The organism is Pseudomonas sp. zfem002, assembly GCF_032621685.1.
GTDB lineage: Bacteria > Pseudomonadota > Gammaproteobacteria > Pseudomonadales > Pseudomonadaceae > Aquipseudomonas > Aquipseudomonas japonica.
Genome location: NZ_JAVYJH010000002.1, coordinates 23,372 through 48,273, shown reverse-complemented (window position 1 = coordinate 48,273; position 24,902 = coordinate 23,372). Strand labels below are relative to the sequence as shown.

The 24,902-nt window shown below is 65.7% G+C and carries 23 protein-coding genes; 14 read left to right on the top strand and 9 right to left on the bottom strand.

Annotated elements, in window-relative coordinates; all coding sequences use genetic code 11:
• The first annotated feature begins 135 nt into the window (after window positions 1-135).
• On the top strand, window positions 136-432 hold the full coding sequence (locus RTI28_RS03515; RefSeq protein ID WP_316919154.1) for a hypothetical protein: 297 nt from the start codon (window positions 136-138) through the stop codon (window positions 430-432).
• Here RTI28_RS03515 and RTI28_RS03510 read toward each other — a convergent pair.
• From RTI28_RS03510 to RTI28_RS03500, 3 genes are read right to left on the bottom strand one after another with little or no spacing between them, the layout of a single operon-like run.
• Entirely contained in the window at window positions 429-1,253 is an 825-nt protein-coding gene (locus RTI28_RS03510) for a peptidoglycan DD-metalloendopeptidase family protein (RefSeq protein WP_316919153.1), read from the bottom strand. The two genes, RTI28_RS03515 and RTI28_RS03510, sit on opposite strands and share 4 nt — an antisense overlap.
• Before the next feature lie 3 nt (window positions 1,254-1,256).
• Entirely contained in the window at window positions 1,257-2,636 is a 1,380-nt protein-coding gene (gene xseA, locus RTI28_RS03505) for an exodeoxyribonuclease VII large subunit (protein ID WP_316919152.1), read from the bottom strand.
• Between the two features lie 9 nt (window positions 2,637-2,645).
• Window positions 2,646-3,548, bottom strand: a complete 903-nt coding sequence (locus tag RTI28_RS03500; RefSeq protein WP_316919151.1) for a LysR family transcriptional regulator — start codon at window positions 3,546-3,548, stop codon at window positions 2,646-2,648.
• Window positions 3,549-3,663: 115 nt separating this feature from the next.
• Between RTI28_RS03500 and RTI28_RS03495 the strand changes: the two genes are divergently transcribed.
• From RTI28_RS03495 to tadA, 6 genes are all read left to right on the top strand, one after another.
• A complete protein-coding gene (locus tag RTI28_RS03495; RefSeq protein ID WP_316919608.1) occupies window positions 3,664-4,428 on the top strand; it encodes a sulfite exporter TauE/SafE family protein in 765 nt (254 codons plus the stop codon).
• 24 nt (window positions 4,429-4,452) lie between these two features.
• Window positions 4,453-5,010, top strand: coding sequence for a sugar ABC transporter ATPase (locus tag RTI28_RS03490; RefSeq protein WP_316919150.1), 558 nt, complete (start codon window positions 4,453-4,455; stop codon window positions 5,008-5,010).
• 85 nt (window positions 5,011-5,095) lie between these two features.
• A complete protein-coding gene (gene guaB, locus RTI28_RS03485; RefSeq protein WP_316919149.1) occupies window positions 5,096-6,565 on the top strand; it encodes an IMP dehydrogenase in 1,470 nt (489 codons plus the stop codon).
• A gap of 80 nt (window positions 6,566-6,645) precedes the next feature.
• Entirely contained in the window at window positions 6,646-8,223 is a 1,578-nt protein-coding gene (guaA, locus tag RTI28_RS03480) for a glutamine-hydrolyzing GMP synthase (protein WP_316919148.1), read from the top strand.
• Between the two features lie 241 nt (window positions 8,224-8,464).
• Complete coding sequence (locus RTI28_RS03475; RefSeq protein ID WP_316919147.1) at window positions 8,465-9,847, top strand: multicopper oxidase family protein; 1,383 nt, start codon at window positions 8,465-8,467, stop codon at window positions 9,845-9,847.
• A complete protein-coding gene (gene tadA, locus RTI28_RS03470) occupies window positions 9,847-10,326 on the top strand; it encodes a tRNA adenosine(34) deaminase TadA (RefSeq protein WP_316919146.1) in 480 nt (159 codons plus the stop codon). Before RTI28_RS03475 ends, tadA begins: the two co-directional genes overlap by 1 nt.
• A 117-nt stretch (window positions 10,327-10,443) precedes the next feature.
• Here tadA and mltF read toward each other — a convergent pair whose 3' ends face one another.
• Window positions 10,444-11,904 carry a membrane-bound lytic murein transglycosylase MltF gene (gene mltF, locus RTI28_RS03465; RefSeq protein WP_316919145.1) on the bottom strand — a complete coding sequence of 487 codons (1,461 nt, stop codon included), beginning with the start codon at window positions 11,902-11,904 and terminating at the stop codon, window positions 10,444-10,446.
• A 245-nt stretch (window positions 11,905-12,149) separates the two neighbouring features.
• Here mltF and purL point away from each other — a divergent pair, with 245 nt between their 5' ends.
• Together purL and RTI28_RS03455 are read left to right on the top strand one after the other, a co-directional pair.
• Window positions 12,150-16,049, top strand: a complete 3,900-nt coding sequence (gene purL / locus RTI28_RS03460) for a phosphoribosylformylglycinamidine synthase (protein WP_316919144.1) — start codon at window positions 12,150-12,152, stop codon at window positions 16,047-16,049.
• A gap of 1 nt (window position 16,050) precedes the next feature.
• On the top strand, window positions 16,051-16,362 hold the full coding sequence (locus RTI28_RS03455) for a YqfO family protein (RefSeq protein WP_042122114.1): 312 nt from the start codon (window positions 16,051-16,053) through the stop codon (window positions 16,360-16,362).
• Between the two features lie 135 nt (window positions 16,363-16,497).
• On the opposite strand, the gene RTI28_RS03450 is transcribed toward RTI28_RS03455, so the two are convergent.
• Entirely contained in the window at window positions 16,498-17,058 is a 561-nt protein-coding gene (locus RTI28_RS03450) for a murein L,D-transpeptidase family protein (RefSeq protein ID WP_316919143.1), read from the bottom strand.
• A 25-nt stretch (window positions 17,059-17,083) separates the two neighbouring features.
• Entirely contained in the window at window positions 17,084-17,644 is a 561-nt protein-coding gene (locus tag RTI28_RS03445; RefSeq protein WP_316919142.1) for an NUDIX hydrolase, read from the bottom strand.
• Window positions 17,645-17,745: 101 nt separating this feature from the next.
• Between RTI28_RS03445 and RTI28_RS03440 the strand changes: the two genes are divergently transcribed.
• The 5 genes from RTI28_RS03440 (at window position 17,746) to purT (ending at window position 21,085) form a co-directional block, all read left to right on the top strand.
• Window positions 17,746-18,375, top strand: a complete 630-nt coding sequence (locus RTI28_RS03440; RefSeq protein WP_281177099.1) for a CoA pyrophosphatase — start codon at window positions 17,746-17,748, stop codon at window positions 18,373-18,375.
• 43 nt (window positions 18,376-18,418) lie between these two features.
• Window positions 18,419-18,943 (top strand): gamma carbonic anhydrase family protein, encoded by a 525-nt coding sequence (locus tag RTI28_RS03435; protein ID WP_316919141.1) that lies wholly within the window; start codon window positions 18,419-18,421, stop codon window positions 18,941-18,943.
• A complete protein-coding gene (locus tag RTI28_RS03430) occupies window positions 18,943-19,155 on the top strand; it encodes a DUF1289 domain-containing protein (protein ID WP_316919140.1) in 213 nt (70 codons plus the stop codon). Before RTI28_RS03435 ends, RTI28_RS03430 begins: the two co-directional genes overlap by 1 nt.
• Window positions 19,156-19,219: 64 nt before the next feature.
• A complete protein-coding gene (locus tag RTI28_RS03425) occupies window positions 19,220-19,687 on the top strand; it encodes a VUT family protein (RefSeq protein ID WP_316919139.1) in 468 nt (155 codons plus the stop codon).
• A 216-nt stretch (window positions 19,688-19,903) separates the two neighbouring features.
• The gene (purT, locus tag RTI28_RS03420) at window positions 19,904-21,085 is read left to right on the top strand and encodes a formate-dependent phosphoribosylglycinamide formyltransferase (protein WP_316919138.1); all 1,182 of its coding nucleotides are present in this window, start codon (window positions 19,904-19,906) and stop codon (window positions 21,083-21,085) included.
• 42 nt (window positions 21,086-21,127) lie between these two features.
• Here the strand turns inward: purT and RTI28_RS03415 are convergent, their stop codons facing one another.
• The 3 genes from RTI28_RS03415 to RTI28_RS03405 all read right to left on the bottom strand — a co-directional run bounded on the left by RTI28_RS03415 (window position 21,128) and on the right by RTI28_RS03405 (window position 24,779).
• Window positions 21,128-22,429: an MFS transporter gene (locus RTI28_RS03415; RefSeq protein WP_316919137.1), complete on the bottom strand. Its 1,302-nt coding sequence runs from the start codon at window positions 22,427-22,429 to the stop codon at window positions 21,128-21,130.
• A gap of 306 nt (window positions 22,430-22,735) precedes the next feature.
• Complete coding sequence (locus RTI28_RS03410; protein WP_316919136.1) at window positions 22,736-23,956, bottom strand: transporter associated domain-containing protein; 1,221 nt, start codon at window positions 23,954-23,956, stop codon at window positions 22,736-22,738.
• Window positions 23,957-23,966: 10 nt separating this feature from the next.
• Window positions 23,967-24,779 carry an inner membrane protein YpjD gene (locus tag RTI28_RS03405; RefSeq protein ID WP_410478945.1) on the bottom strand — a complete coding sequence of 271 codons (813 nt, stop codon included), beginning with the start codon at window positions 24,777-24,779 and terminating at the stop codon, window positions 23,967-23,969.
• Between the last annotated feature and the right edge of the window lie 123 nt (window positions 24,780-24,902).

Here is a 24,902-nt window from a genome sequence, read left to right as displayed (position 1 = left end):
TTTTTTTGGATGGGCGAGGCGACGCGGTTCAGCTTGGTAGTCGTGCACTGACCAGGCAAAGGCTGCGGTGTTGACGAAGGCGGATGATGGTTTCAAAGGTTTTCATGCCCTCAACCCTAACCAGTGGGGTGAAAGATGGCAAGCACCTCGAAAAAATTGATAGAAATGTGCGGAATCGGTGATTTGTCAGCATTTAATCTCGCATCCGAACGAAAAAGACCGCGCCAGTTGCGCGGTCTTTTTGATTGGCGCAAGGGCGCCGTTCGGGTTGTTCCCGAGCAGCCAGGAATTCCTGTGGGAGCGAGCTTGCTCGCGAACGGCGGCGCAGCCGTCGTAAACCTGAGTCCCGGGGCTTGCAGATACAACGAGGACTCAGGCTTTGTGGCCGCTTTCGCGCCCATTCGCGAGCAAGGACAAGCGTTGAGCCGCTAAGGCTGGAAGGCACCGATGAAAATCGCCGGGTCGACCCGCGCATCGTTGAGGCTGACGTTCCAGTGCATGTGCGGACCGGTGGCGCGCCCGGTGGAGCCGACCTTGCCGACCACTGCGCCGCGGGTCAGGACCTGGCCGGTCTGCACGTCGATCTTCGACAGGTGGCAGAACATGCTGATGAAGCCCTGGCCGTGGTCGACGAACACGGTGTTGCCATTGAAGAAGTAGTTGCCGGTGAGGATCACCTTGCCGTTGGCCGGGGTCTTGATCGGGGTGCCGGCCGGCACGGCGAAGTCCAGGCCGGAGTGCGGGTTGCGTTCCTCGCCGTTGAAGAAGCGGCGCACGCCGAAACGGCTCGACAGCGGGCCGGACACCGGTTTGTCCAGCAGCAGGTTGCTCGGCGTGCCCGGGCTGAAGCTGCGGTAGGCCTTCAACTGCTCGGCCAGTTCGGCATCGATGCGCTTGAGGTCGGCCGGGTTCGGGTTGACCTGGCGCTGGTTCTTCAGGGTGATGCGCTGTTCCTGGTACTGCTTGCTGCCGACGCTGAAGCTCAGGCTGCGATTGCCCTGGACCAGGGTCGCGGTACCGGGCTTCTGGGTCAGCGGCAGGCCGACGATGGCCAGCCAGTTGGCGCCTTCCTTCACCACCAGCACCGGCTTGCCGTCGAAGCGGGCGGTCAGCGGCTGGGCCGAGGGGCCGAGGTCGACCACGGCTACGCCGCCGGGCACCGGCTTGTTCAACTGGCGGGTGATATAGCTGGCCTGGGCGGCACTGGCGAAGCCCAGGCAAAGCAGGAACAGGGAAACGAGCAGTCGTGGCATGTGTCAGTCCAGAAGGGAAAGCGTGACCGGAGTCTGGTGATTGTCCTCGACCCGCACCAGCAGTTCGCCTTCGCCGAGGCGGGCCTTCAGGCGCTGGCCGTTCTGCGTTTGCGCGGCGCTGCGGATGGCCTGGCCGCGTTCGTCGAGGAGGATGCTGTAGCCGCGGCCGAGGGTGGCCAGCGGGCTGACCAGTTCGAGCATCTGCACCTGGGCCTGGAGGCGCTGGCGACGGTCCTTGAGGGTGTCGCGCATGGCTTTGGGCAGGCGCTCGGCGAGGTTGTCCAGGCGCTGCTTGAGCAGGGCCAGGGTGCGTCCCGGATGCTGCGCGGCGAGGCGCGTGTCGAGGCGCGCGAGGCGCTCGCGGCGCTGGTTGAGACGCTGCTCGAAGGCGCGGCGCAGGCGCATGTCCAGGTCGTCGAGGCGCTGGGCCTGCTGGCGCAGGCGTTCGCCGGGATGACGCAGGCGTCGGGTCAGGCCGTCGAGGCGCAGGCGATCGTGCACCAGGCGGTTCTGCATGCGCAGCAGCAGGCGCCGTTGCAGGCTTTCCAGGCGCCGTTGCAGGTCGCTGCTGTCCGGCGCCAGCAGCTCGGCGGCCGCGGACGGGGTCGGGGCGCGGACGTCGGCGACGAAGTCACTGATCGAGACATCGGTTTCATGCCCGACGGCGCTGACGATCGGCGTCACGCAGGCGGCGATGGCACGGGCCACGGCCTCCTCGTTGAAGCACCAGAGGTCTTCCAGCGAGCCGCCGCCACGGGCCAGGATCAGCGCGTCGAAGCCCTGGGCGTCGGCCTTCTGGATGGCGCGGACGATCTGCGCGATGGCCTCGCGGCCCTGCACGGCGGTGGGCAGCAGGTTCAGTTCGACCTGTGGCGCGCGGCGGCGGAACACACTGATGATGTCGCGGATTACCGCGCCGGTCGGCGAGCTGATGATGCCGATGCGCTGCGGATGGGCGGGCAGGGCACGCTTGCGTTCGGCGGCGAACAGGCCTTCGGCGCCGAGCTTTTCCTTCAGCGCCTCGAAGGCCAGGCGCAGGGCGCCGTCGCCAGCCGGTTCGACGGTGTCGAGGATCAGCTGGTAGTCGCCGCGTCCTTCGAACAGCGAGACCTTGCCGCGGACCTTGACCGCCAGGCCATCGCGCAGGGCCTGGCGGACCCGCGCGGCGTTGTTGCGAAACAGCGCGCAGCGCACCTGGGCACCGCTGTCCTTGAGGGTGAAGTAGACATGGCCGGAAGCCGGGCGGGCGAGGTTGGATATCTCGCCTTCGACCCAGATGCTGCTGAAGACATCTTCCAGCAGCACGCGGGCGCGGCCGTTGAGTTGGCTGACGGTGAGCACTTCACGGTCGAGGCCGAGGCGTTCGAAAGGGTCTCTGATCATGGGGCGGGACTATAAAGGATTGGGTGGTGGGGTGTCGTGCATATGACCAAGGAATTGCCTGACCAGCGGCCCGGCATCCCGCCGATAGGCAATCGCCACTGTACTGACGCAGCCCGGGTCGGACAGGGGAATGAAACGCAGCGACGCCGGGGCGATGTCCTGCATGCAGCGCGGCAGCAGGGCAATGCCGAAGCCGGCCTGGATCAGTTGCAGCTGGGTGGTTTTGCGCGACACCACCCGCGCCGGTCGCGGGAAGAAACCGGCGGCCATGCACAGTTCCGCCGACAGGTAGCTCAGCCCGCCGCGCTGGCGATGGGGGATGGAGATGAAGGCCTCGTCGCGCAGTTCGGCCAGGCACACGCTGGTCTTTTCGGCCAGTGGATGGGACTCGGCCACGGCGAGCAGCAGTGGTTCCTCCAGCAGCGGCTCGACGCACAGCCCTTCATGCTGGCGCAGCACCGGCAGGCGCAGCAGTCCGATATCCAGGCGGCTCTCGGCCAGTTCTTCGAGCTGGCCCTCCGAGGACAGCTGGGCTATTTCCATGGATACCCCGGTGTTGTCGCGCAGGTAGCCGCTGACCCGCTGCAGCAGCGCGCCGGTCAGCGGCACGGTGCTGGAATGGCTCAGGCGCAGGCCGCCGCGCAGGCCCTGGCCGACGGCGCGGGCCAGGTCGCTGGCCTTTTCCAGGTCCTGCAGCAGATTGCGCGCCCGCGACAGGAACGCCGCGCCCGCTGCGGTCAGGCGTGGCTGGCGCGCGGTGCGTTCGAACAGCGCGGTGTCCAGTTGTTGTTCCAGCTCACGGACCTGCCGGCTCAGGGCCGACTGGGCGATGTACAGGCGTTCGGCGGCGGCACTGAAGCTGCCGCTCTCGGCGATTTCGACGAAGTAGCGCAACTGGCGGGTAGTGATCATGAGCTATGCCGTTTCGAGATGGCTTACGGCGATATTGCCTATTGGTCGGCATGGCTGTCGACTGGTTAAGGTGGCTTGAACCCATTGCCAAGGTGCTGCCCGGATGCTCTCGACCCTGTTCGCCCAACTGCCGTTTTCTTCGCTCGACTGGCTGCCGATCCTGCTCGGCGTGGCCGCGGCCTATGTGGTGTTCGGCATCGCCGGGTTCGGCACCGCGCTGGTCGCGGGGCCGGTGCTGATCAATTTCATGCCGCTGTCGCGGATCATTCCGCTGCTGGTGCTGCTGGATTTCATCGCCGCCTTCGGCAACTGGCTGCCGGCGCGCAAGGCCGTGGCCAGGGGCGAGTTGCTGCGCCTGCTGCCGTTCATGGCCCTGGGCTGCACCCTTGGCGTGGTGTTCCTGCTCAACCTGCATGCCGATGTACTGATGCTGCTGATGGGCCTGTTCGTCAGCGGCTATGCGCTGTACAGCCTGGCGGTGAAGGTCAGGCCCGCCAACCTGGCGCCGGCCTGGGCAGTGCCGACGGGGACCCTGGGCGGGCTGTTCGGCGCGCTGTTCGGCAGCGGCGGCTTTCTCTATGCGCTGTACCTGAATGCGCGGCTGCCCTCGACCGAGCAGGCACGAGCCACCCAGAGCGCGCTGATCAGTTGCAGCACGGTGGTGCGCCTGAGCCTGTTCCTGATCGCCGGGGTCTACGCCGACTGGCCGCTGCTGCTCCTGGCCCTGTGCCTGCTGCCGATGATGCTGCTCGGCCTGCGCATCGGCCGCCGGCTGACCCTGAACCTGTCGCGGGAAGCCTTCGTGCGCCTGGTCACCTGGCTGGTGCTGGCCAGTGGCGTGGCGCTGATCGGGCGCTACCTGAGTCAGGTAAACTGGTGACTTTGAACCGACCCGACCGCTGTCATGATCACCCAGAGCATCATCGTTCCCCGCATGTCCTCCATCCCCGTGCACGAAGCCCGTGCGCGGGCCATCCTGCGCTGGCTGGTGCGCGAGAAGATCGTCGAGGAAAGCCTCAGCACCTGCGGCGCCACCGGCAACCGCATGGGCCACGCCATCGCCGAGGGCGCGCGCAAGATCGTCGAGCGCCCCGAGCTGCTGCCGTTCGGCAAGCGCATCAACGGCCTCGAGATCATCACCAAGCGCTGCATCTATACGCCGTCGGAGGGTTTCCTCGAAGAGGCCGGCTGCCCGGAGTGCCGCCAGGAGATCGGCGAGGCGCTGTTCGACAGCCTGGAAGCGTGGATGCCGGCGCAGACCGACAACTTCATCTGCCCCGAATGCGCCCACGAAGACGACATCAACGGCTTCCTGTTTCTCCAGCCATGTGCCTTTTCCAACCTTGGTTTCATCTTCAACGGGTGGGCCGACGCCGGTTTCAGGCCGGCCTTCCTCGATGCCTTCGCCGACTGGCTGGACCAGCCGGTGGCGGTGGTGCGGGTGAAGCTGCCGGGCAACTGACCGAAGGCCCATCTTTACATTGAGCGAATCGGCGCGCATGAGTATAATGGCGCGCTTCCATTTTTCCCGCCCGGGAGCCCCCGCGATGCTGCGTATCAGCCAAGAAGCCCTGACCTTCGACGACATTCTCCTTGTACCTGGCTATTCCGAGGTACTGCCCAACGAAGTCAGTCTCAAGACCCGTTTGACCCGTGGCATCGAGCTGAACATTCCGTTGGTCTCCGCCGCCATGGATACCGTGACCGAAGCCCGCCTGGCCATCGCCATGGCGCAGGAAGGCGGCATCGGCATCATCCACAAGAACATGACCATCGAGCAGCAGGCCGGCGAAGTACGCAAGGTCAAGAAGTTCGAGGCCGGCGTGGTCAAGGACCCGATCACCATCGACGCCGACGCCACCGTGCGTGACCTCTTCGAGCTGACCCGCCTGAACAACATCTCCGGCGTTCCGGTGCTGCACAACGGCGACCTGGTCGGCATCGTCACCTCCCGCGACGTGCGTTTCGAGTCGCGCCTGGACATCGCCGTCCGCGACGTGATGACCCCGAAAGAGCGTCTGGTCACCGTCCGCGAGGGCGCCGACAAGAACGAAGTCCGCGAGCTGCTGCACAAGCACCGCCTGGAAAAGGTCCTGATCGTCGATGCCGACTTCGCGCTGAAGGGCATGATGACCGTCAAGGACATCGAGAAGGCCAAGGCCTACCCGCTGGCGAGCAAGGACGACCAGGGTCGTCTGCGTGTCGGCGCCGCCGTCGGCACCGGCAAGGACACCGCCGAGCGCGTGGCCGCACTGGTTTCCGCCGGCGTTGACGTGGTCGTCGTCGACACCGCTCACGGTCACTCCAAGGGCGTGATCGACCGCGTTCGCTGGGTGAAAGAGAACTTCCCGCAAGTGCAGGTGATCGGCGGCAACATCGCCACCGGCGCTGCCGCCAAGGCCCTGGCCGAAGCCGGCGCCGACGCGGTCAAGGTCGGTATCGGCCCTGGCTCGATCTGCACCACCCGTATCGTCGCCGGTGTCGGCGTGCCGCAGATCAGCGCCATCGCCAACGTCGCCGCCGCCCTTGAAGGCACTGGTGTTCCGCTGATCGCCGACGGCGGCATCCGCTTCTCCGGTGACCTGTCCAAGGCCATCGTCGCCGGTGCTTCCTGCGTCATGATGGGTTCGATGTTCGCCGGTACCGAAGAAGCGCCGGGCGAAGTCGAGCTGTTCCAGGGCCGTTCCTACAAGGCGTACCGCGGCATGGGTTCGCTGGGTGCCATGGCCCAGGCGCAAGGTTCCTCCGACCGTTACTTCCAGGACTCCTCGGCCGGCGCCGAGAAGCTGGTGCCGGAAGGCATCGAAGGCCGCGTGCCGTACAAGGGCGCACTGGCCGCGATCATCCACCAGCTGATGGGTGGCCTGCGTTCCTCGATGGGCTACACCGGCAGCGCCAACATCGAAGAGATGCGCACCAAGCCCGAGTTCGTGCGCATCACCGGTGCCGGCATGGCCGAGTCCCATGTGCATGACGTACAGATCACCAAGGAAGCGCCAAACTACCGCGTAGGTTGATGCTCCTGGCAACACCTTGAAGCGGGGCTGTTATCGAACAGCCCCGCGTCGTTTCCGATTACCACTGACGAGATTGAGTCATGGCCCTCGACATTCACGCTCACCGCATCCTGATTCTCGACTTCGGTTCCCAGTACACCCAGCTGATCGCCCGCCGCGTGCGCGAAATCGGCGTGTACTGCGAACTGCACCCGTTCGACATGGACGATGAAGCGATTCGTGCCTTCAACCCGCGCGGGATCATCCTCGCCGGCGGTCCTGAGTCGGTTCACGAAGCCAACAGCCCGCGCGCGCCACAGGCCGTTTTCGACCTGAACGTACCGGTGCTGGGCATCTGCTACGGCATGCAGACCATGGCCGAGCAGATGGGCGGCAAGGTCGAAGGTTCCGAGCTGCGCGAATTCGGCTATGCCCGTGTCGACGTGGTCGGCAAGAGCCGCCTGCTCGACGGCATCGAAGACCACGTCGACGACGACGGCGTCCTCGGTCTGGACGTGTGGATGAGCCACGGTGACAAGGTCACCCGCATGCCGGAAGACTTCCACGTCCTGGCCAGCACCCCGAGCTGCCCGATCGCCGGCATGTTCAACGACGCCCGCGGCTACTACGGCGTGCAGTTCCACCCGGAAGTGACCCACACCAAGCAGGGCGGTCGCATCCTGTCCCGCTTCATCCTCGACATCTGCGGCTGCGAAGCCCTGTGGACCGCCTCGAACATCGTCGAGGACGCAATTGCCCAGGTCCGTGAGCAGGTCGGTTCGGCCAACGTCCTGCTGGGCCTGTCCGGCGGCGTCGACTCCTCCGTGGTCGCCGCCCTGCTGCACCGCGCCATCGGCGACCAGCTGACCTGCGTCTTCGTCGACAACGGCCTGCTGCGTCTGCACGAAGGTGACCAGGTCATGGCCATGTTCAAGGAGAACATGGGCGTCAAGGTCATCCGTGCCGATGCCGAAGCGCAGTTCCTCGGCAACCTGGAAGGCGAAGCCGACCCGGAGAAGAAGCGCAAGATCATCGGTCGCACCTTCATCGACGTGTTCGATGCCGAGGCCAGCAAGCTGGAGAACATCCAGTTCCTCGCCCAGGGCACCATCTACCCGGACGTCATCGAGTCGGCCGGCGCCAAGAGCGGCAAGGCCCACGTGATCAAGTCGCACCACAACGTCGGCGGCCTGCCGGAGGAAATGAACCTCAAGCTGGTCGAGCCACTGCGTGAGCTGTTCAAGGACGAAGTGCGCAAGATCGGCCTGGAACTGGGCCTGCCGTACGACATGGTCTACCGTCACCCGTTCCCGGGCCCGGGCCTGGGCGTGCGCATCCTCGGCGAAGTGAAGAAGGAATACGCCGACCTGCTGCGTCGTGCCGACCACATCTTCATCGAAGAACTGCGCAAGGCCGACTGGTACCACAAGACCAGCCAGGCGTTCGTGGTGTTCCAGCCGGTGAAATCGGTCGGCGTGGTCGGTGATGGCCGTCGCTACGCCTGGGTCGTGGCCCTGCGTGCCGTCGAGACCGTGGACTTCATGACCGCGCGCTGGGCGCACCTGCCGTACGAGCTGCTGGAAACCGTCAGCGGCCGGATCATCAACGAGATCGAAGGCATTTCCCGCGTGACCTACGACGTCTCGAGCAAGCCGCCGGCGACGATCGAGTGGGAATGATCCCGCGTCCGGCGTAGCCCGGCAGCGATCGCTTGCAGCACAACCGAAAGCCCGCGTGATTGCGGGCTTTCGGCTTTCTGCAGGGCTGGCACGCCGAGCGGCCAGCGATGACGCCAGCAGTGGCGCAAACCCGCCTGCGACAAGTCTTCACTTAATATTTCGCAAATGCGGGTGTATCGTATTTGCCCTTCGAACTGGCCCGGTGATGGCCAGTCCCCCGCGATACGAGGTGCCTGCTGCAATGTCCTTTTCCCGTCGACAAATGCTCAAAGGCCTCACCGGCCTGGTGGTGGTTGGTCTTGGTGCCGGTGGTGCGGCCCGTTACTGGCTGGGCAAGGTCGAGGACGAGAATGCCGGGCACGACTACGAACTGATCGCCGCGCCTCTCGACGTGGAGCTGGTCCCCGGCTTCAAGACCGAGGCCTGGGCCTTCGGTCCGTCGGCACCGGGCACCGAGCTGCGCGTGCGCCAGGGCACCTGGCTGCGGGTGCGCTTCATCAATCGTCTGCCGGTGGAGACCACCATCCACTGGCACGGCATCCGCCTGCCCCTGGAAATGGACGGGGTGCCCTACGTCTCGCAACTGCCGGTCAAGCCGGGCGAGTTCTTCGACTACAAGTTCCGCGTGCCGGACGCCGGCAGCTACTGGTACCACCCCCACGTCAGCAGCAGTGAAGAGCTGGGCCGCGGCCTGGTCGGCCCGCTGATCGTCGAGGAGCGCGAACCCACCGGTTTCAGGCACGAGCGCACCCTCAGCCTGAAGACCTGGCACGTCGACGAGCAGGGCGCCTTCCTGCCGTTCAGCATCCCCCGCGAGGCCGCGCGCAACGGTACCGCCGGGCGCCTGATCACCATCAACGGCCAGGCCGACGCGGTCACCGAACTGCCGGCCGGCCAGGTGGTGCGGGTGCGCCTGCTCAACCTGGACAACACCTGGACCTACCGCCTCAACCTCAAGGGCAATTGCGAGGCGATGGTCTATGCCCTCGACGGCAACCCCGTCACGCCGCACCCGCTGGAGGACGACTACTGGCTCGGCCCGGGCATGCGTATCTGCCTGGCGATCCGCATTCCCGAGGCGGGCGAGGAGATCTCCCTGCGCGACGGCTTCGTGCGCCTGGGCACCCTGCGCTCGGTGGCCAGCGCCGACCAGCCGGGCGACTGGCCGCCGGCGCTGCCGCCGAACCCGATCGCCGAACCGGACCTGGAGAATGCCGAGAAGCTCAACTTCAATTTCGAATGGGTCGGCAAGGTCTCGGTGGACACCGACAACGGTCGGCCGCCAAGCCTGTGGCAGATCAACGGCCAGGCCTGGGACATCACCGACAAGACCTGCGCCGATCGGCCCATCGCCACCCTGCAGAAGGGCAAGAGCTACATCCTCGAGTTGAAGAACATGACCCAGTACCAGCATCCGGTGCATCTGCACGGCATGAGTTTCAAGGTGATCGCCTCGAACCGCCGGCAGATCGTCGAACCGTGGTTCACCGACACCTACCTGCTGGGCAAGAACGAACGCGCCCAGGTGGCGCTGGTGGCGGATAACCCGGGCACCTGGATGTTCCATTGCCATGTCATCGACCATATGGAAACCGGCCTGATGGCCGCGATCGCGGTGGTCTGATGCGTCCGCAGATCATCGATCGCAGTCGCGATCAGGAATTCATGCGCCTGGCCCTGCAACTCGCCGCTGAAGGCGCGGCCCTCGGCGAGGTGCCGGTGGGTGCGGTGCTGGTGCAGCACGGGCAGGTCCTCGGCCAGGGCTTCAACCGCCCGATCACCGACAGCGACCCCAGCGCCCACGCGGAAATGGTCGCGATCCGCGCCGCGGCCAGGGCGGCGAGCAACTATCGCCTGCCGGGCAGCACCCTGTACGTCACTCTCGAGCCCTGCAGCATGTGTGCCGGGCTGATCGTCCATTCGCGGGTCAACCGCGTGGTCTACGGCGCGCTGGAGCCGAAGGCGGGGATCGTCCAGAGCCAGGGACAGTTCTTCACCCAGGGCTTTCTCAACCATCGGGTGATCTACGAGGGTGGGGTGCTGGCGGAGGAGTGCGGGGCGATTCTCAGCGAGTTCTTCAAGGCGCGCCGGGCCAAGGCCTGAGATCGATCTGGCACTGGCTTGTAGGAGCTGGCTTGCCTGCGAAAGGACTGCGCAGCGGTCCCAAATAGCGGTGAGGTCCGGGACCGCTGCGCGGTCCTTTCGCAGGCAAGCCAGCTCCTACAACTGCGGGCTCTGCTCTGCGGGCTTGTCCTTGTTGACGCCCGGGACATGCAGGCTGCCTTCGGCGACCTGGCTGCCTTCCAGCTGCGGCTGGGTCACCCAGGTGAGGATGTCGTAGTAGCGGCGGATGTTGGCGACGAAATGCACCGGTTCGCCGCCGCGGGCGTAGCCGTAGCGCGTCTTGCTGTAGTACTTCTTCTGCGAAAGACGCGGCAGCATCTTCTTCACGTCCAGCCACTTGTTCGGGTTCAGGCCCTCGCGCTCGGCCATCTTGCGCGCGTCGTCGAGGTGGCCACCGCCAACGTTGTAGGCGGCCAGGGCGAACCAGGTGCGGTCCGGCTCCTTGATCGAGTCGTCGAGCTCTTCCTTGACATGCATGAAGTACTTGGCGCCGCCGCGGATGCTCTGCACCGGATCGAGGCGGTTGGACACGCCCATGGCCTGGGCGGTGCGCTGGGTCAGCATCATCAGGCCGCGCACGCCGGTCTTGGAGGTGACTTCCGGCTGCCACATGGATTCCTGGTAGCCGATGGCCGCCAGCAGGCGCCAGTCCACCTGTTCCTGCTTGGCCGAGTTGCGAAAATGCTTCTCGAAGCGCGGCAGGCGCTCCTGCAGGTGCTGGGCGAAGGTGTAGGCACCGACGTAGCCGAGTACGTCGACATGGCCGTAGTAGCGGTCCTTCAGGCGTTGCAGGGTGCCGTTCTTCTCGACCTTGTCGAGGAACTTGTCGATTTCGTTGAGCAGGCTGTTGTCTTCGCCGGCGGCTACCGCCCAGCGCTGGTCGCGGGCATCGCCGAGGTCGAAGGCGACGCGCACGTTGGGGAAGTACACCTGGTTCATCGCCAGCTCGTTGGAGTCCACCAGGGTCAGGTCGATCTGCCCTTCGTCGACCATGCGCAGCAGGTCGACCACTTCCACCTGGTCGGATTCCTCGTACTCCAGGCCGGGGTGCTGCTTCTTCAGTTCCGCCAGCTGTTCGGCATGGCTGCTGCCCTTGAGCACGAGGATGCGCTTGCCGACCAGGCCGGCGGCGTTGGTCGGGCGGGTCTTGCCGTTGCGGTAGATGACCTGCGGGGTGACTTCCAGGTACGGATGGGAGAAGCGCGCCTGGTGCTTGCGCTGCTCGCTGTTGACCAGGCCCGCTGCCGCCAGCACCGGGCCGTTGGGCTGGCCGAGCTGGCTGAACAGGTCGTCGAGGTTGTCGGCGGTCTCGATCTGCAGCTCGACGCCCAGGTCCTCGGCGAAACGCTTGACCAGCTCGTACTCGAAGCCGGTTTCGCCGTTGCGGTCCTGGAAATAGGTGGCCGGGCTGTTGCGGGTTATGACCCGCAATACGCCGTCCTCCTTGATGCGTTCCAGGGTGCTGGGTTTTTCAACGCAGGCACCGAGCATCAGGAAGAGTCCGATTGCGATGAGCCATTGGGCGCACCGCTGGCGCAGAGCAGTGTGGGCAGACATAGGGTGCAGTATACGCAAAGGGCTTGCCGCGCCATATCTCGACAACAGATAGCTTGTCTGCTATCGCTCCCTGTGGTTGCGACTTTTCAGCGCAGTTCGGCCTTCGCGGGAATGCTCCGACACGTCTGGAATACACCCGCCGACATTCGGATGGCCGCCGATGCAGCGTTTCGAGTGCCTGACGCGCCGGTTTAGGCTAGAATGCACGGCCTCCAAGCACACCCCCTTCTGAGGCTGTCCCGACGATGTTGATCCTGCGCGGCGCTCCTGCCCTTTCTGCCTTTCGCCACGGTAAATTACTCGAGCAACTGAGCCAGAAAGTCCCCGCTGTTAGTGGTTTGTACGCTGAATTCGCTCATTTCGCCGAGGTTGACGGCGATCTGACCGCCGACCAACAGCAGGTGCTCGCGCGCCTGCTCAAGTACGGCCCGAGCGTCCCGGTGCAGGAGCCAGCCGGTCGCCTGTTCCTGGTCATGCCACGTTTCGGCACCATCTCGCCCTGGTCGAGCAAGGCCAGCGACATCGCCCACAACTGCGGTCTGGAAGTCGTTCGTCGCCTGGAGCGCGGCATCGCCTACTACGTCGGTGGTGAGCTGAGCGAAGCCGATGCCGCCAGCGTCGCCGAACTGCTGCACGACCGCATGACCCAGGTGGTCCTGGCGCGGCTGGAAGAGGCCGCCGGCCTGTTCAGCCACGCCGAGCCCAAGCCGCTGACCGCCGTGGACGTCCTCGGCGGCGGCCGCGCCGCGCTGGAAAAGGCCAACGTCGAGCTGGGCCTGGCCCTCGCCGAAGACGAGATCGACTACCTGGTCAACGCCTTCCAGGGCCTCAAGCGCAACCCGCACGACATCGAACTGATGATGTTCGCCCAGGCCAACTCCGAGCACTGCCGTCACAAGATCTTCAACGCCAGTTGGGACATCGACGGCCAGAGCCAGGAAAAAAGCCTGTTCGGCATGATCAAGAACACCTACCAGATGCACAGCGAAGGCGTCCTGTCCGCGTACAAGGACAACGCCTCGGTGATCGTCGGGTCGGTGGCCGGCCGCTTCTTCCCGAATCCCGAGACCCGCCAGTACGGCGCGGTGCAGGAGCCGGTGCACATCCTGATGAAGGTCGAGACCCACAACCACCCGACCGCCATCGCCCCGTTCCCGGGCGCGTCCACCGGTTCCGGCGGCGAGATCCGCGACGAAGGCGCCACCGGTCGCGGCGCCAAGCCGAAAGCCGGCCTGACCGGCTTCACCGTATCCAACCTGCGTATCCCGGGCTTCGAACAGCCGTGGGAGAAGGCATACGGCAAGCCCGAGCGCATCGTCGACGCCCTCGACATCATGATCGAAGGCCCGCTGGGCGGCGCCGCGTTCAACAACGAATTCGGCCGTCCGGCCCTGACCGGCTACTTCCGTACCTTCGAGCAATCCATCAGCACCCCGCACGGCGACGAAGTGCGCGGCTACCACAAGCCGATCATGCTCGCCGGCGGCATGGGCAACATCCGCGAAGAGCACGTTAAAAAGGGTGAAATCACCGTCGGCGCCAAGCTGATCGTCCTCGGCGGCCCGGCCATGCTGATCGGCCTGGGCGGCGGCGCTGCCTCGTCCATGGCCACCGGCGCCAGTTCCGCCGACCTGGACTTCGCTTCCGTGCAGCGGGAAAACCCGGAAATGGAGCGCCGCTGCCAGGAGGTCATCGACCGTTGCTGGCAGCTGGGCGACAAGAACCCGATCGCCTTCATCCATGACGTCGGTGCCGGCGGTATCTCCAACGCCTTCCCGGAACTGGTCAACGACGGCGGCCGTGGCGGTCGCTTCGAGCTGCGCAACGTGCCGAACGACGAGCCAGGCATGGCCCCGCACGAAATCTGGAGCAACGAGTCCCAGGAGCGTTACGTGCTGGCCGTCAGCGCGGTCGACTTCGAGCGCTTCCAGGCCATCTGCGAGCGCGAGCGTTGCCCGTTCGCGGTGGTCGGCGAAGCCACCGAAGCGCCGCAACTGACCGTCACCGACAGCCACTTCGGCAACACCCCGGTGGACATGCCGCTGGAAGTGCTGCTGGGCAAGCCGCCGCGCATGCACCGTTCGGTCACCCGCGAAGCCGAGCAGGGCGATGATTTCGACCCGGCCACCCTGGAACTGGGCGACTCCATCGAGCGCGTCCTGCGCCACCCGGCCGTGGCCAGCAAGAGCTTCCTGATCACCATCGGCGACCGCACCATCACCGGCCTGGTCGCCCGCGACCAGATGGTCGGCCCGTGGCAGGTCCCGGTCGCCGACTGCGCCGTCACCGCCACCAGCTTCGACGTCTACACCGGCGAGTCCATGGCGATGGGCGAGCGCACCCCGCTGGCGCTGCTGGATGCCCCGGCGTCCGGGCGCATGGCGATCGGCGAGACCCTGACCAACATGGCCGCCTCGCGCATCGAGAAACTCTCCGACATCAAGCTGTCGGCCAACTGGATGTCCGCCGCCGGCCATCCGGGCGAAGACGCCCGCCTGTACGACACCGTCAAGGCCGTGGGCATGGAACTCTGCCCCGAGCTGGGCCTGACCATTCCGGTGGGCAAGGACTCCATGTCCATGAAGACCCGCTGGAGCGACGAGGGTGCCGAGAAGACCGTCACCTCGCCGCTGTCGCTGATCGTCACCGGCTTCGCCCCGGTCACCGACATCCGCAAGACCCTGACGCCAGAGCTGCGCATGGACAAGGGCGAGACCGACCTGATCCTCATCGACCTGGGCCGCGGGCAGAACCGCATGGGCGCCTCGATCCTGGCGCAGACCCACGGCCAGCTGGGCGCGAAGGCACCGGACGTCGATGACGCCGAAGACCTCAAGGCCTTCTTCGCGGTGATCCAGGGCCTCAACGCCGACGGTCACCTGCTCGCCTACCACGACCGCTCCGACGGCGGTCTGCTGGTCAGCGCGCTGGAAATGGCCTTCGCCGGTCACTGCGGCCTGAACCTTGAGCTGGACACCCTGACCAGCAAGCGCGAGAAAGTCGCGGCGATCCTCTTCAACGAAGAGTTGGGTGCGGTGATCCAGGTTCGCCAGGACGCCACCCCGGACGTGCTGGCCCAGTTCAGCGCCGCCGGCCTTGGCGAAGACTGCGTGGCGGTGATCGGCAAGCCGGTCAACAGCAACCAGGTGTCCATCAGCCTGAATGGCGAAGTGCTGTTCGACGGCCAGCGCCGTCTGCTGCAGCGCCAGTGGGCCGAGACCAGCTACCAGATCCAGCGCCTGCGCGACAACGCCGAGTGCGCCGACCAGGAATTCGACCTGCTGCTGGAAGAAGACAACCCGGGCCTGAGCGTCAAGCTGGGCTTCGACGTCAACCAGGACATCGCCGCGCCGTACATCAAGAAAGGCGTGCGTCCGCAGGTGGCGGTGCTGCGCGAGCAGGGCGTCAACGGTCAGGTGGAAATGGCCGCGGCCTTCGACCGCGCCGGCTTCAACGCCATCGACGTGCACATGAGCGATATCCTCGCCGGCCGTGTCGACCTCAATGAGTTCAAGGGCCTGGTGGCCTGTGGTGGCTTCTCCTACGGTGACGTCCTCGGCGCCGGTGAGGGCTGGGCCAAATCGGCGCTGTTCAACGCCCGTGCCCGCGACGCCTTCCAGGGCTTCTTCGCGCGCACCGACAGCTTCGCCCTCGGCGTGTGCAACGGTTGCCAGATGATGTCCAACCTGCACGAGCTGATTCCGGGCAGCGAATACTGGCCGCACTTCGTGCGCAACCGCTCCGAGCAGTTCGAGGCGCGGGTGGCCATGGTCCAGGTCCAGGAGTCCAACTCGATCTTCCTGCAGGGCATGGCCGGTTCGCGCATGCCGATCGCCATCGCCCACGGTGAAGGCCATGCCGAGTTCGCCAGCGAGGAAGCGCTGCTGGAAGCCGACCTGTCCGGTTGCGTGGCCCTGCGTTTCGTCGACAACCACGGCAAGGTCACCGAGCGCTATCCGGCCAACCCGAACGGCTCGCCGCGCGGGATCACCGGCCTGACCAGCCGCGACGGTCGCGTCACCATCATGATGCCGCACCCTGAGCGGGTCTTCCGTGCCGTGCAGAACTCCTGGCGTCCGGACGACTGGAACGAGGATGCCGGCTGGATGCGCATGTTCCGCAACGCGCGGGCCTGGGTGAACTGAGTTGTACAAACTCGCGTTCTTCGTCCCGCCAAGCCACGTCGACACGGTCAAGCAGGCCGTGTTCGCCGCGGGCGGCGGGCGCATCGGCGACTATGACTGCTGTGCCTGGCAGGTGCTGGGCCAGGGTCAGTTCCGCCCGCTGGACGGTGCAACGCCGTTCATCGGGCAGAGTGGTGTCATCGAGTCGGTGGAGGAGTGGCGGGTGGAGCTGGTGGTGGCGGACGAGCTGATTCATCAGGTCGTTGCGGCGCTGAAGCAGAGCCATCCGTATGAAACCCCAGCTTATGAGGCCTGGAAGCTCGCTGATATCTGACGGGCTTGCGCGACTCTCGTAGGAGCGCGGCTTGCCCGCGAAAGGACCGCAACGCGGTCCCCATGCCCGATTATCCGATTGGGATCGCTGGGCGATCCTTTCGCGGGCAAGCCACGCTCCTATGGGGGTGGTCGGTCAGGGGCGGATCTCGATCATCGTCCCGTCCTTCACCAGTCGCCAGACTTCCCGCATGTCTTCATTGCGCATGGCAATGCAGCCTTCGGTCCAGTCCAGGGTATGGAACACCTCTTCCGGATATTCGTCCCCCAGCGGCGTGCCGTGGACCATGATCATCCCGCCCGGGCTCACCCCGTCGCGACGGGCCTTGGCCGCATCGCTGACATTCGGGTACGACACATGGATCGCCAGGTTGTAGCGGTCCGATACCTTGCGCCAGTCCAGCCAGTAGAAGCCTTCCGGGGTGCGCTTGTCGCCCTCGCGCTCCTTGGCGCCGACGGGTTTCTTGCCGAGGGAGATACGGTAGGTCTTCAGTGGTTCGCCGGCGCTGATCAGTTGCAGGCGGCGTTGCGACTTGATCACCAGGACCTTGTCGATGCGTTCCATCGACGGTCGCAGGTCGGCCGGGGACGCGGCGGGGGCATCCGGGCCGATGGGTTTCCTGATGGTCGTTTCGATAAAGGCGGCCTGGGACACCGAAGCCACACTGAGGCAGAAAAGAGCGAGCAACCAGCGCATTGAACGGTATCCCCGAAAAGCGGTTTCACGAATCGACAGAAGGTGGCGGGGCGAAAGAGGGCGGCAGGCAGTCGTTGCGCACCGGGTAGTGCTGCTTTTCGCGGTCCCGATAGTAGCATTCTAGTGTGACGCGCACGGTGCGGAAAGCCAGCTCGTCCCATGGGATCTCATGTTCCTCGAACAAGCGGACTTCCAGGCTCTCGACACCGACGTCGAAATCGAGGTCGGCCAGCTCGCCGCGGAAGAACACATGGACCTGATTGATATGGGGCAGGTCGTAGAGGTGGTAGAGCGTCAGTTCCCGCAGACGGGCGCAGGCTTCCTCCACGGTCTCCCGGCGCGCGGCCTGTTCCATGGTCTCGCCGTTCTCCATGAAGCCGGCGGGCAGGGTCCAGTAACCCCGGCGCGGCTCGATGGCGCGGCGACAGAGCAGGACCTTGCTGCCATGGCTGGGCAGCACGCCGGCGACGATATTGGGATTCTGGTAATGGATGGTCTGACAGTGATCGCAGACATAGCGCAGACGGGAATCGCCGTCGGGAATGCGCTGGGTGACCGCTTTGCCGCACGCGCTGCAGTATTTCATGCTTATCTTCCTGAGAGTTGCCGCTATCTTCGCGCCCCGTTCGCGCCCGCCGCAAGTGCGATCGTCAGTGGGGGTTGGGCGTTGCGCGGCTTTGGTGCATGATGCAGAACGTTACCGAAACGAGAGAAACCATGCTGGACGAGCTTCTTCGCCGTGTGAGCAGTCACACCCCGAGCACTCTGGAAACCGACCGACGTTTTCCCGAGGCCGCGGTGTTGTTGCCCATCACTCGCAGCGAAGACCCCGAGCTGGTCCTGACCCTGCGCGCCAAGGGTTTGTCTACCCATGGTGGCGAGGTGGCCTTCCCCGGCGGGCGGCGCGACCCGGAAGACCCGGACCTGGTGTTCACCGCGCTGCGCGAAGCCGAAGAGGAAATCGGCCTGCCGCCTGGCCTGGTGGAAGTCATCGGTCCGCTGAGTCCGCTGGTCTCGCTGCATGGCCTGAAGGTCACGCCCTATGTCGGGCTGATTCCCGACTACGTCGAGTACCGGCCCAACGATGCCGAGATCGCCGCGGTTTTCAGCGTGCCGCTGGAGTTCTTCCGCCAGGATCCGCGCGACCACACCCACCGTATCGATTACCAAGGCCGCAGTTGGTACGTACCGAGCTACCGCTTCGGCGAATACAAGATCTGGGGCCTGTCGGCGATCATGATCGTCGAGCTGGTCAACCTGCTCTACGATGCGAAAATCAGCCTGCACCAGCCGCCTGAACGCTTCACTCCAATCTGACGAGCGGGACCACCCGCCGCGCATCCACCGTGAGGATCCACGCATGAAATACCGTCTGGGCGACCTGCGGGTCGAAACCCATCCGCAAAGCTGGGTGGCGCCCAATGCCACGCTGATCGGCAAGGTACGCCTGCAGGCAGGAGCCAATGTCTGGTTCAACGCGGTGCTGCGTGGTGACAACGAGCTGATCGACATCGGCGAGAACAGCAACGTCCAGGACGGCACGGTGATGCACACCGACATGGGCTCGCCGCTGACCATCGGCAAGGGCGTGACCATCGGCCACAACGCCATGCTCCACGGCTGCACGGTGGACGACTACAGCCTGATCGGCATCAACGCGGTGATTCTCAACGGCGCGAAGATCGGCAAGCACTGCATCATCGGCGCCAATGCGCTGATCCCGGAAGGCAAGGAAATCCCCGACGGTTCGCTGGTGATGGGTTCGCCGGGCAAGGTGGTGCGCGAGCTGAGCGACGTGCAGAAGCAGCTGCTGGAGGCCAGCGCCGCCCACTACGTGCACAACGCCCAGCGCTACGCCCGCGACCTGGTCGCCGAGGACGAGTGATGAGCACCACGGAAAAGCCGGTCGCCTCGCCCTGCGTCAGCGTCTGCGCGCTGGACGACCACGACATCTGCATCGGTTGCCAGCGCACGGCTGGCGAAATCACCCGCTGGGGGCGCATGGACAACGCCGAGCGCCGCCGGGTGCTGGGCCTGTGCCATGAGCGCGCCCTGGCCGCCGGCCTGATCTTCGGCCAGAAGGCCAGCGCCAGCTGACGTCGGGCTTGGCCGCGCGGGGGCTGTGCAGTACCCTGTGCGGCTTGTCCACCGGTCGCTTCCCATGTTCTTTCTCATCGCCTATATCAGCAGCGTGGTGCTGATCAACTACGCCTTCTCCAGTGCACCGCACCTGGATGTCATCTGGTCCGCCTGGGGCGGCCTGGTGTTCGTCCTGCGCGACATGGTGCAGACCCGCTTCGGCCATGGCGCCCTGGTCGCCATGCTGGTGGCGCTGGTGCTGTCCTATGTCACCTCGGACCCGGCCATCGCCCTGGCCAGCGCCACCGCCTTCGCCGTGTCGGAGCTGATCGACTGGCTGGTGTTCAGCATCACCCGGCGGCCGTTGCATGATCGCCTGTGGATCAGCTCGGCGCTGAGCATTCCCATCGATACCTTCATCTTCTTCGGCATGATCGGCGCCCTGACGCCGGCCGTGGTCGGTACCGCACTGGCCTCGAAGTTCGCCGGGGTCACTGCGGTGTGGCTGGCGATGGCCTGGCGCGTGCGCAAGAGCGCCGTCGCGAACTAAACCGTTGCGCGGGCCTTGTGGGAGCGGGCGTTGCCCGCGATTGCGGCAGTGAATTCACCATCGCAATCGCGGGCAACGCCCGCTCCCACAAGCTCCGCGTCGGATCTCTCGTCTTTGTCCGCAGCCCAAACCCCCGGCCCTCATGTAAAATACGCGCCTTTCGCTGGCCCGCACCGTGCTGGGGCGGTCCTGGATTTCTCCCGCTGAGGACCTGAGATGACTCGTATCGGAACCCCATTGTCGCCCACCGCGACCCGCGTACTGCTCTGTGGCTGCGGCGAGCTGGGCAAGGAAGTGGTGATCGAGCTGCAACGCCTGGGCGTCGAAGTGATCGCCGTGGACCGTTACGCCAATGCCCCGGCCATGCAAGTCGCGCACCGCAGCCATGTGATCAACATGCTCGACGGTGCTGCGCTGCGCGCGGTGATCGAAGCGGAGAAGCCGCACTACATCGTCCCGGAAATCGAAGCCATCGCCACCGCCACCCTGGTGGAACTGGAAGCCGAAGGCTTCACCGTGGTGCCGACCGCTCGCGCCGCCCAGCTGACCATGAACCGCGAAGGCATCCGCCGCCTGGCCGCCGAGGAGCTGGACCTGCCGACCTCGCCGTATCACTTCGCCGACACCTTCGAGGACTACCAGAAGGCCGTCCTGGACCTGGGCTTCCCGTGCGTGGTCAAGCCGGTGATGAGTTCGTCGGGCAAGGGCCAGAGCCTGCTGAAGAGCGCCGACGACCTGCAGAAAGCCTGGGACTACGCCCAGGAAGGCGGTCGCGCCGGCAAGGGGCGGGTGATCATCGAGGGCTTCATCGATTTCGACTATGAAATCACCCTGCTGACCGTTCGGCATATCGGCGGCACCACCTTCTGCGCCCCGGTCGGCCATCGCCAGGAGAAGGGCGACTACCAGGAGTCCTGGCAGCCACAGGCCATGAGTCCGGTGGCCCTGGCCGAGTCCGAGCGGGTGGCCAAGGCGGTCACCGAGGCCCTGGGTGGCCGTGGTCTGTTCGGCGTGGAACTGTTCGTCAAGGGCGATCAGGTCTGGTTCAGCGAAGTGTCGCCGCGTCCGCACGACACCGGCCTGGTGACCCTGATTTCCCAGGACCTGTCGCAGTTCGCCCTGCACGCACGGGCCATCCTCGGCCTGCCGATCCCGGCGATCCGCCAGTTCGGCCCGTCGGCCTCGGCGGTGATCCTGGTGGAAGGTACTTCGCAGCAGACCGCCTTCGACAACCTCGGCGCCGCCCTGGCCGAGCCGGATACCGCGCTGCGCCTGTTCGGCAAACCGGAAGTCAACGGCCAGCGGCGCATGGGCGTGTGCCTGGCGCGTGACGAATCGATCGAAGCAGCCCGGGCCAAGGCGACCCGCGCTTCGCAAGCGGTCAAGGTCGAGCTGTAAGGCTCAGGACCAACTGGGGCCGCAAAGCGGCCCCATGTTCATTTACAAGTCCGAGTGCCGGGTTTCCTTCAGGCACAGCACGGCGATCAGGCTCAGCAGGGCCGCCACCGAAACATAACCTCCCACCCAGCTCAGCCCGCCCAGCGCCACCAGCTTCTGCGCGAAGAAGGGGGCTGCCGAGGCGCCGACGATACCGCCCAGGTTGTACGCCGCCGAGGCCCCGGTGTAGCGCACGTGGGTCGGGAACAGCTCCGGCAGCAGCGCGCCCATCGGGGCGAAGGTCACGCCCATGAGGAACAGTTCGATGGCCAGGAACAGCGCCACCCCGGCGGTGGAGCCCGAGGTCAGCAGCGGTTGCATGGTGAAGCCCGAGGCGATTGCCAGCAGGGCACCGACGATCAGCACCGGCTTGCGCCCGTAGCGGTCGCTGAGCCAGGCCGACAGCGGCGTGGCCAGGGCCATGAAGAGTACGGCGAAGCACAGCAGGCCGAGGAAGGTCTCGCGGCTGTAGCCCAGCGTCGACACGCCGTAGCTCAGGGAAAACACCGTGGAGATGTAGAACAGCGCGTAGCACACCACCATCGCCATGGCGCCGAGCAGGACCGGCAGCCAGTACTGGGCGAACAGCTCGACCACCGGCATCTTCACTCGCTCGTGACGGGCGATGGCCTTGGCGAACACCGGGGTTTCCTCCAGTTTCAATCGCACGTACAGGCCGACGATGACCAGCGCGGCGCTGAGCAGGAAGGGAATGCGCCAGCCCCAGGCGCGGAAGTCCTCGTCGCTGAGCAGCATGGCCAGGGCGAGGAACAGGCCGTTGGCGGCGAGAAAGCCGATGGACGGGCCGAGTTGCGGGAACATGCCGAACCAGGCGCGCTTGCCCTTGGGTGCGTTCTCGGTGGCCAGCAGCGCGGCACCGCCCCATTCGCCGCCCAGCCCCAGGCCCTGGCCGAAACGCAGGACGCAGAGCAGGATCGGCGCCCAGACACCGATGCTGTCGTGTCCCGGCAGTACGCCGATCAGGGTGGTACACACGCCCATCAGCAGCAGCGAGGCGACCAGGGTCGACTTGCGCCCGATGCGGTCGCCGAAGTGGCCGAACAGCGCCGAACCCAGCGGGCGGGCGAGAAAGGCGATACCGAAGGTGAGGAAGGCCGAGAGCATCTGCGCGGTGCCGGAGCTCTGCGGAAAGAACACCGGACCGATCACCAGTGCCGCGGCGGTGGCGTAGACGTAGAAATCGTAGAACTCGATGGCGGTGCCGATGAAGCTGGCGGTGGCGACGCGGGCTGGCGAATTGCCGGGTGGCGCGGCGTCTGTCTCGTTGTAGGTGCTGCTGGTCATGCGGTGTACCCCTGACAGTCGAGAGCTCTTCTGGCCTCCCTGCATGCAGGGCAGAGGGGCCGGAGCATTGTTTTCATTGGAATGACTCGCAACCGCCGAGCATACGCCCTGTGGGGATGAGGGCGGGCGCGGGCACTGTTCGGGGTGTGAAGCAGTACCGTTTGGGCGCGCGATGCGGGCGGTGCGCACTGGCCGAAGCGCCGGATGCGGGTAGCGGAGGCGACGGCAGGGCTGGGTAAGCGTGGGGCGAGTATAGCTACATTCGATACAGGATGTGTCTAGCTCGGGTGCTGGCGGCGTGCGGGGTCAGGCGGTCGGCGGGCGCGCCACGGTCCAGACCAGGATGCGGCTGGCCCGATTGTCCTCGGTTTCGAGGATTTCCAGGCGATAGCGGCCGATCTTCAGGCACACCGCGCTGTCGGGGATGCTTTCCAGGGCCTCGGTGACCAGGCCGTTGAGGGTTTTCGGGCCGTCGCTGGGCAGATGCCAGCCGAGGCAGCGATTCAGCTCGCGGATCGCGATGGCGCCGTCGATCACGTAGCGCCCGTCGTCCTGCGGATGGACATGCGGGTTGTCCTGGCTGTCCTGTTCTTCGAACTCGCCGACGATTTCTTCGAGGATGTCTTCCAGGGTGACGATGCCCTGCACCTCCCCGTACTCGTCGACGACGATGCCCATGCGCCGCTGCTGCTTGTGGAAATTCAGCAACTGCAGTTGCAACGGTGTGCTTTCCGGGACGAAGTACGGTTCGTAGCAGGCGGCCAGCAGGCTTTCATGGGTCAGCTCGGCCTTGGGCAGCAGGTGGGCGATGTGGCGGATGTTGAGCACCGCCTGGATCTGGTTGATGTCGCTGTGGAACACCGGCAGGCGCGTGTGCTCGCAGGCCTTGAGTTGCTCGATGATGACCTCGATCGACTCGTCGAGGTTGACCCCGTCCACTTCGCTGCGCGGCACCAGGATGTGATTGACGGTGATCTTTTCCAGGGCCTTGAGGCTGGTGGGCAGGGTATGCGCGCCGGGGGTGTCGTCGTCTTCCTGGTGGTCCTCGGCATTCTCGGCGTCGTGCTCGTGGTGGTTGACCACTGTCGGCTTGACGGCGAAGGGCCGCACGATCAGCCGGGCGATGCCGTCCAGCAGACAGGCCAGCGGCTGCAGCAGGCGCAGCGGTATTCGGAGGATTACACCAAGGCCGATGAACGCCTCGGGATTGCGTCGGGCCAGTTGCCGGGGCAGGTACTCGGCGCAGATCAGCAGCAGCAGGGCCGCGCCCAGGCAGCCCAGCCAGAAACCGCTTTCGCCCTGGCAGCGCAGGCCGGCGAGGGCGGCGAGGGTGAGCACCAGCAGCTTGCCCAGGCTCGCGGCCAGGACCAGCGCCTGCGCCGGGATGCCGTCGAGGGCCGGGGTATTGCCGTTGCGTCGGGTGCTGGCCAGGCGCTGGCGTGCGGCGTCGACGGCAGTGAACAGTGCCGACCACAACAAGGCCAGGGCCAGGAGCCCGAGCAGCGGAGCCAGCGGCAGAGTGTTCATCGGTCGCTCGTCAGATATGCAGGATGAATTCGCGTACCAGCTTGCTGCCGAAGTACGCCAGCATCAGCAGGCAGAACCCGGCCAGGGTCCAGCGGATCGCCTTGTGTCCGCGCCAGCCGAGGCGGGTACGGCCCCACAGCAGCACGCTGAACACCACCCAGGCGACGCAGGCCAGCAGGGTCTTGTGCACCAGGTGCTGGGCGAACAGGTTGTCGAGGAACAGCCAGCCGGAAATCAGCGACAGCGAGAGCAGGCCCCAGCCGGCCCAGAGGAAGCCGAAGAGCAGGCTTTCCATGGTCTGCAGCGGCGGGAAGTTGCGGATCAGGCCCGACGGGTGCTTGTGCTTGAGCTGGTGATCCTGCACCAGCAGCAGCAGCGCCTGGAACACCGCGATGGTGAACAGGCCGTAGGCCAGGATCGACAGCAGGATATGGGCGAGGATGCCCGGTTGCTCGTTGATCAGCGGTACCGTGCCGGACGGCGCGAACTGGGCGATCAGCGCGGTCAGCAGGCCGAGCGGGAACAGCAGCAGGAGCAGGTTCTCCACCGGACTGCGCAGGCAGGCGAGCAGGGTGATGGCGATCACCGCGGTGGCGATCAGGCTGGCGGCGCTGAAGAAGTCCAGGCTCAGGCCCAGCGGCGTGAGCAACTGCCAGAACAGTGCGCTGCCCTGGGCGATCACGGCCAGGGCTCCCAGCAGGCCGAGCAGCCGTTTGTCGGCCTTGATGCCGCGGGACAGGCCGATGGCTTGGAGGGTGAACGCGGCGGCGTACAGGCAGGCGGCGATCAGGTTGGGTAGCAAGCTGGGTGACAAGGGGAGCATAAGTCCTGTTAGGCAAGCCCGAAAGTCGACGAGTTTGGCATAGAACGCCGCCCCCTAGGAAGACTGCGCGCCGACGGCATGGTGTGCGCTGGCGCCAGTCTTCGTTATAATCGCGCCCCTGCC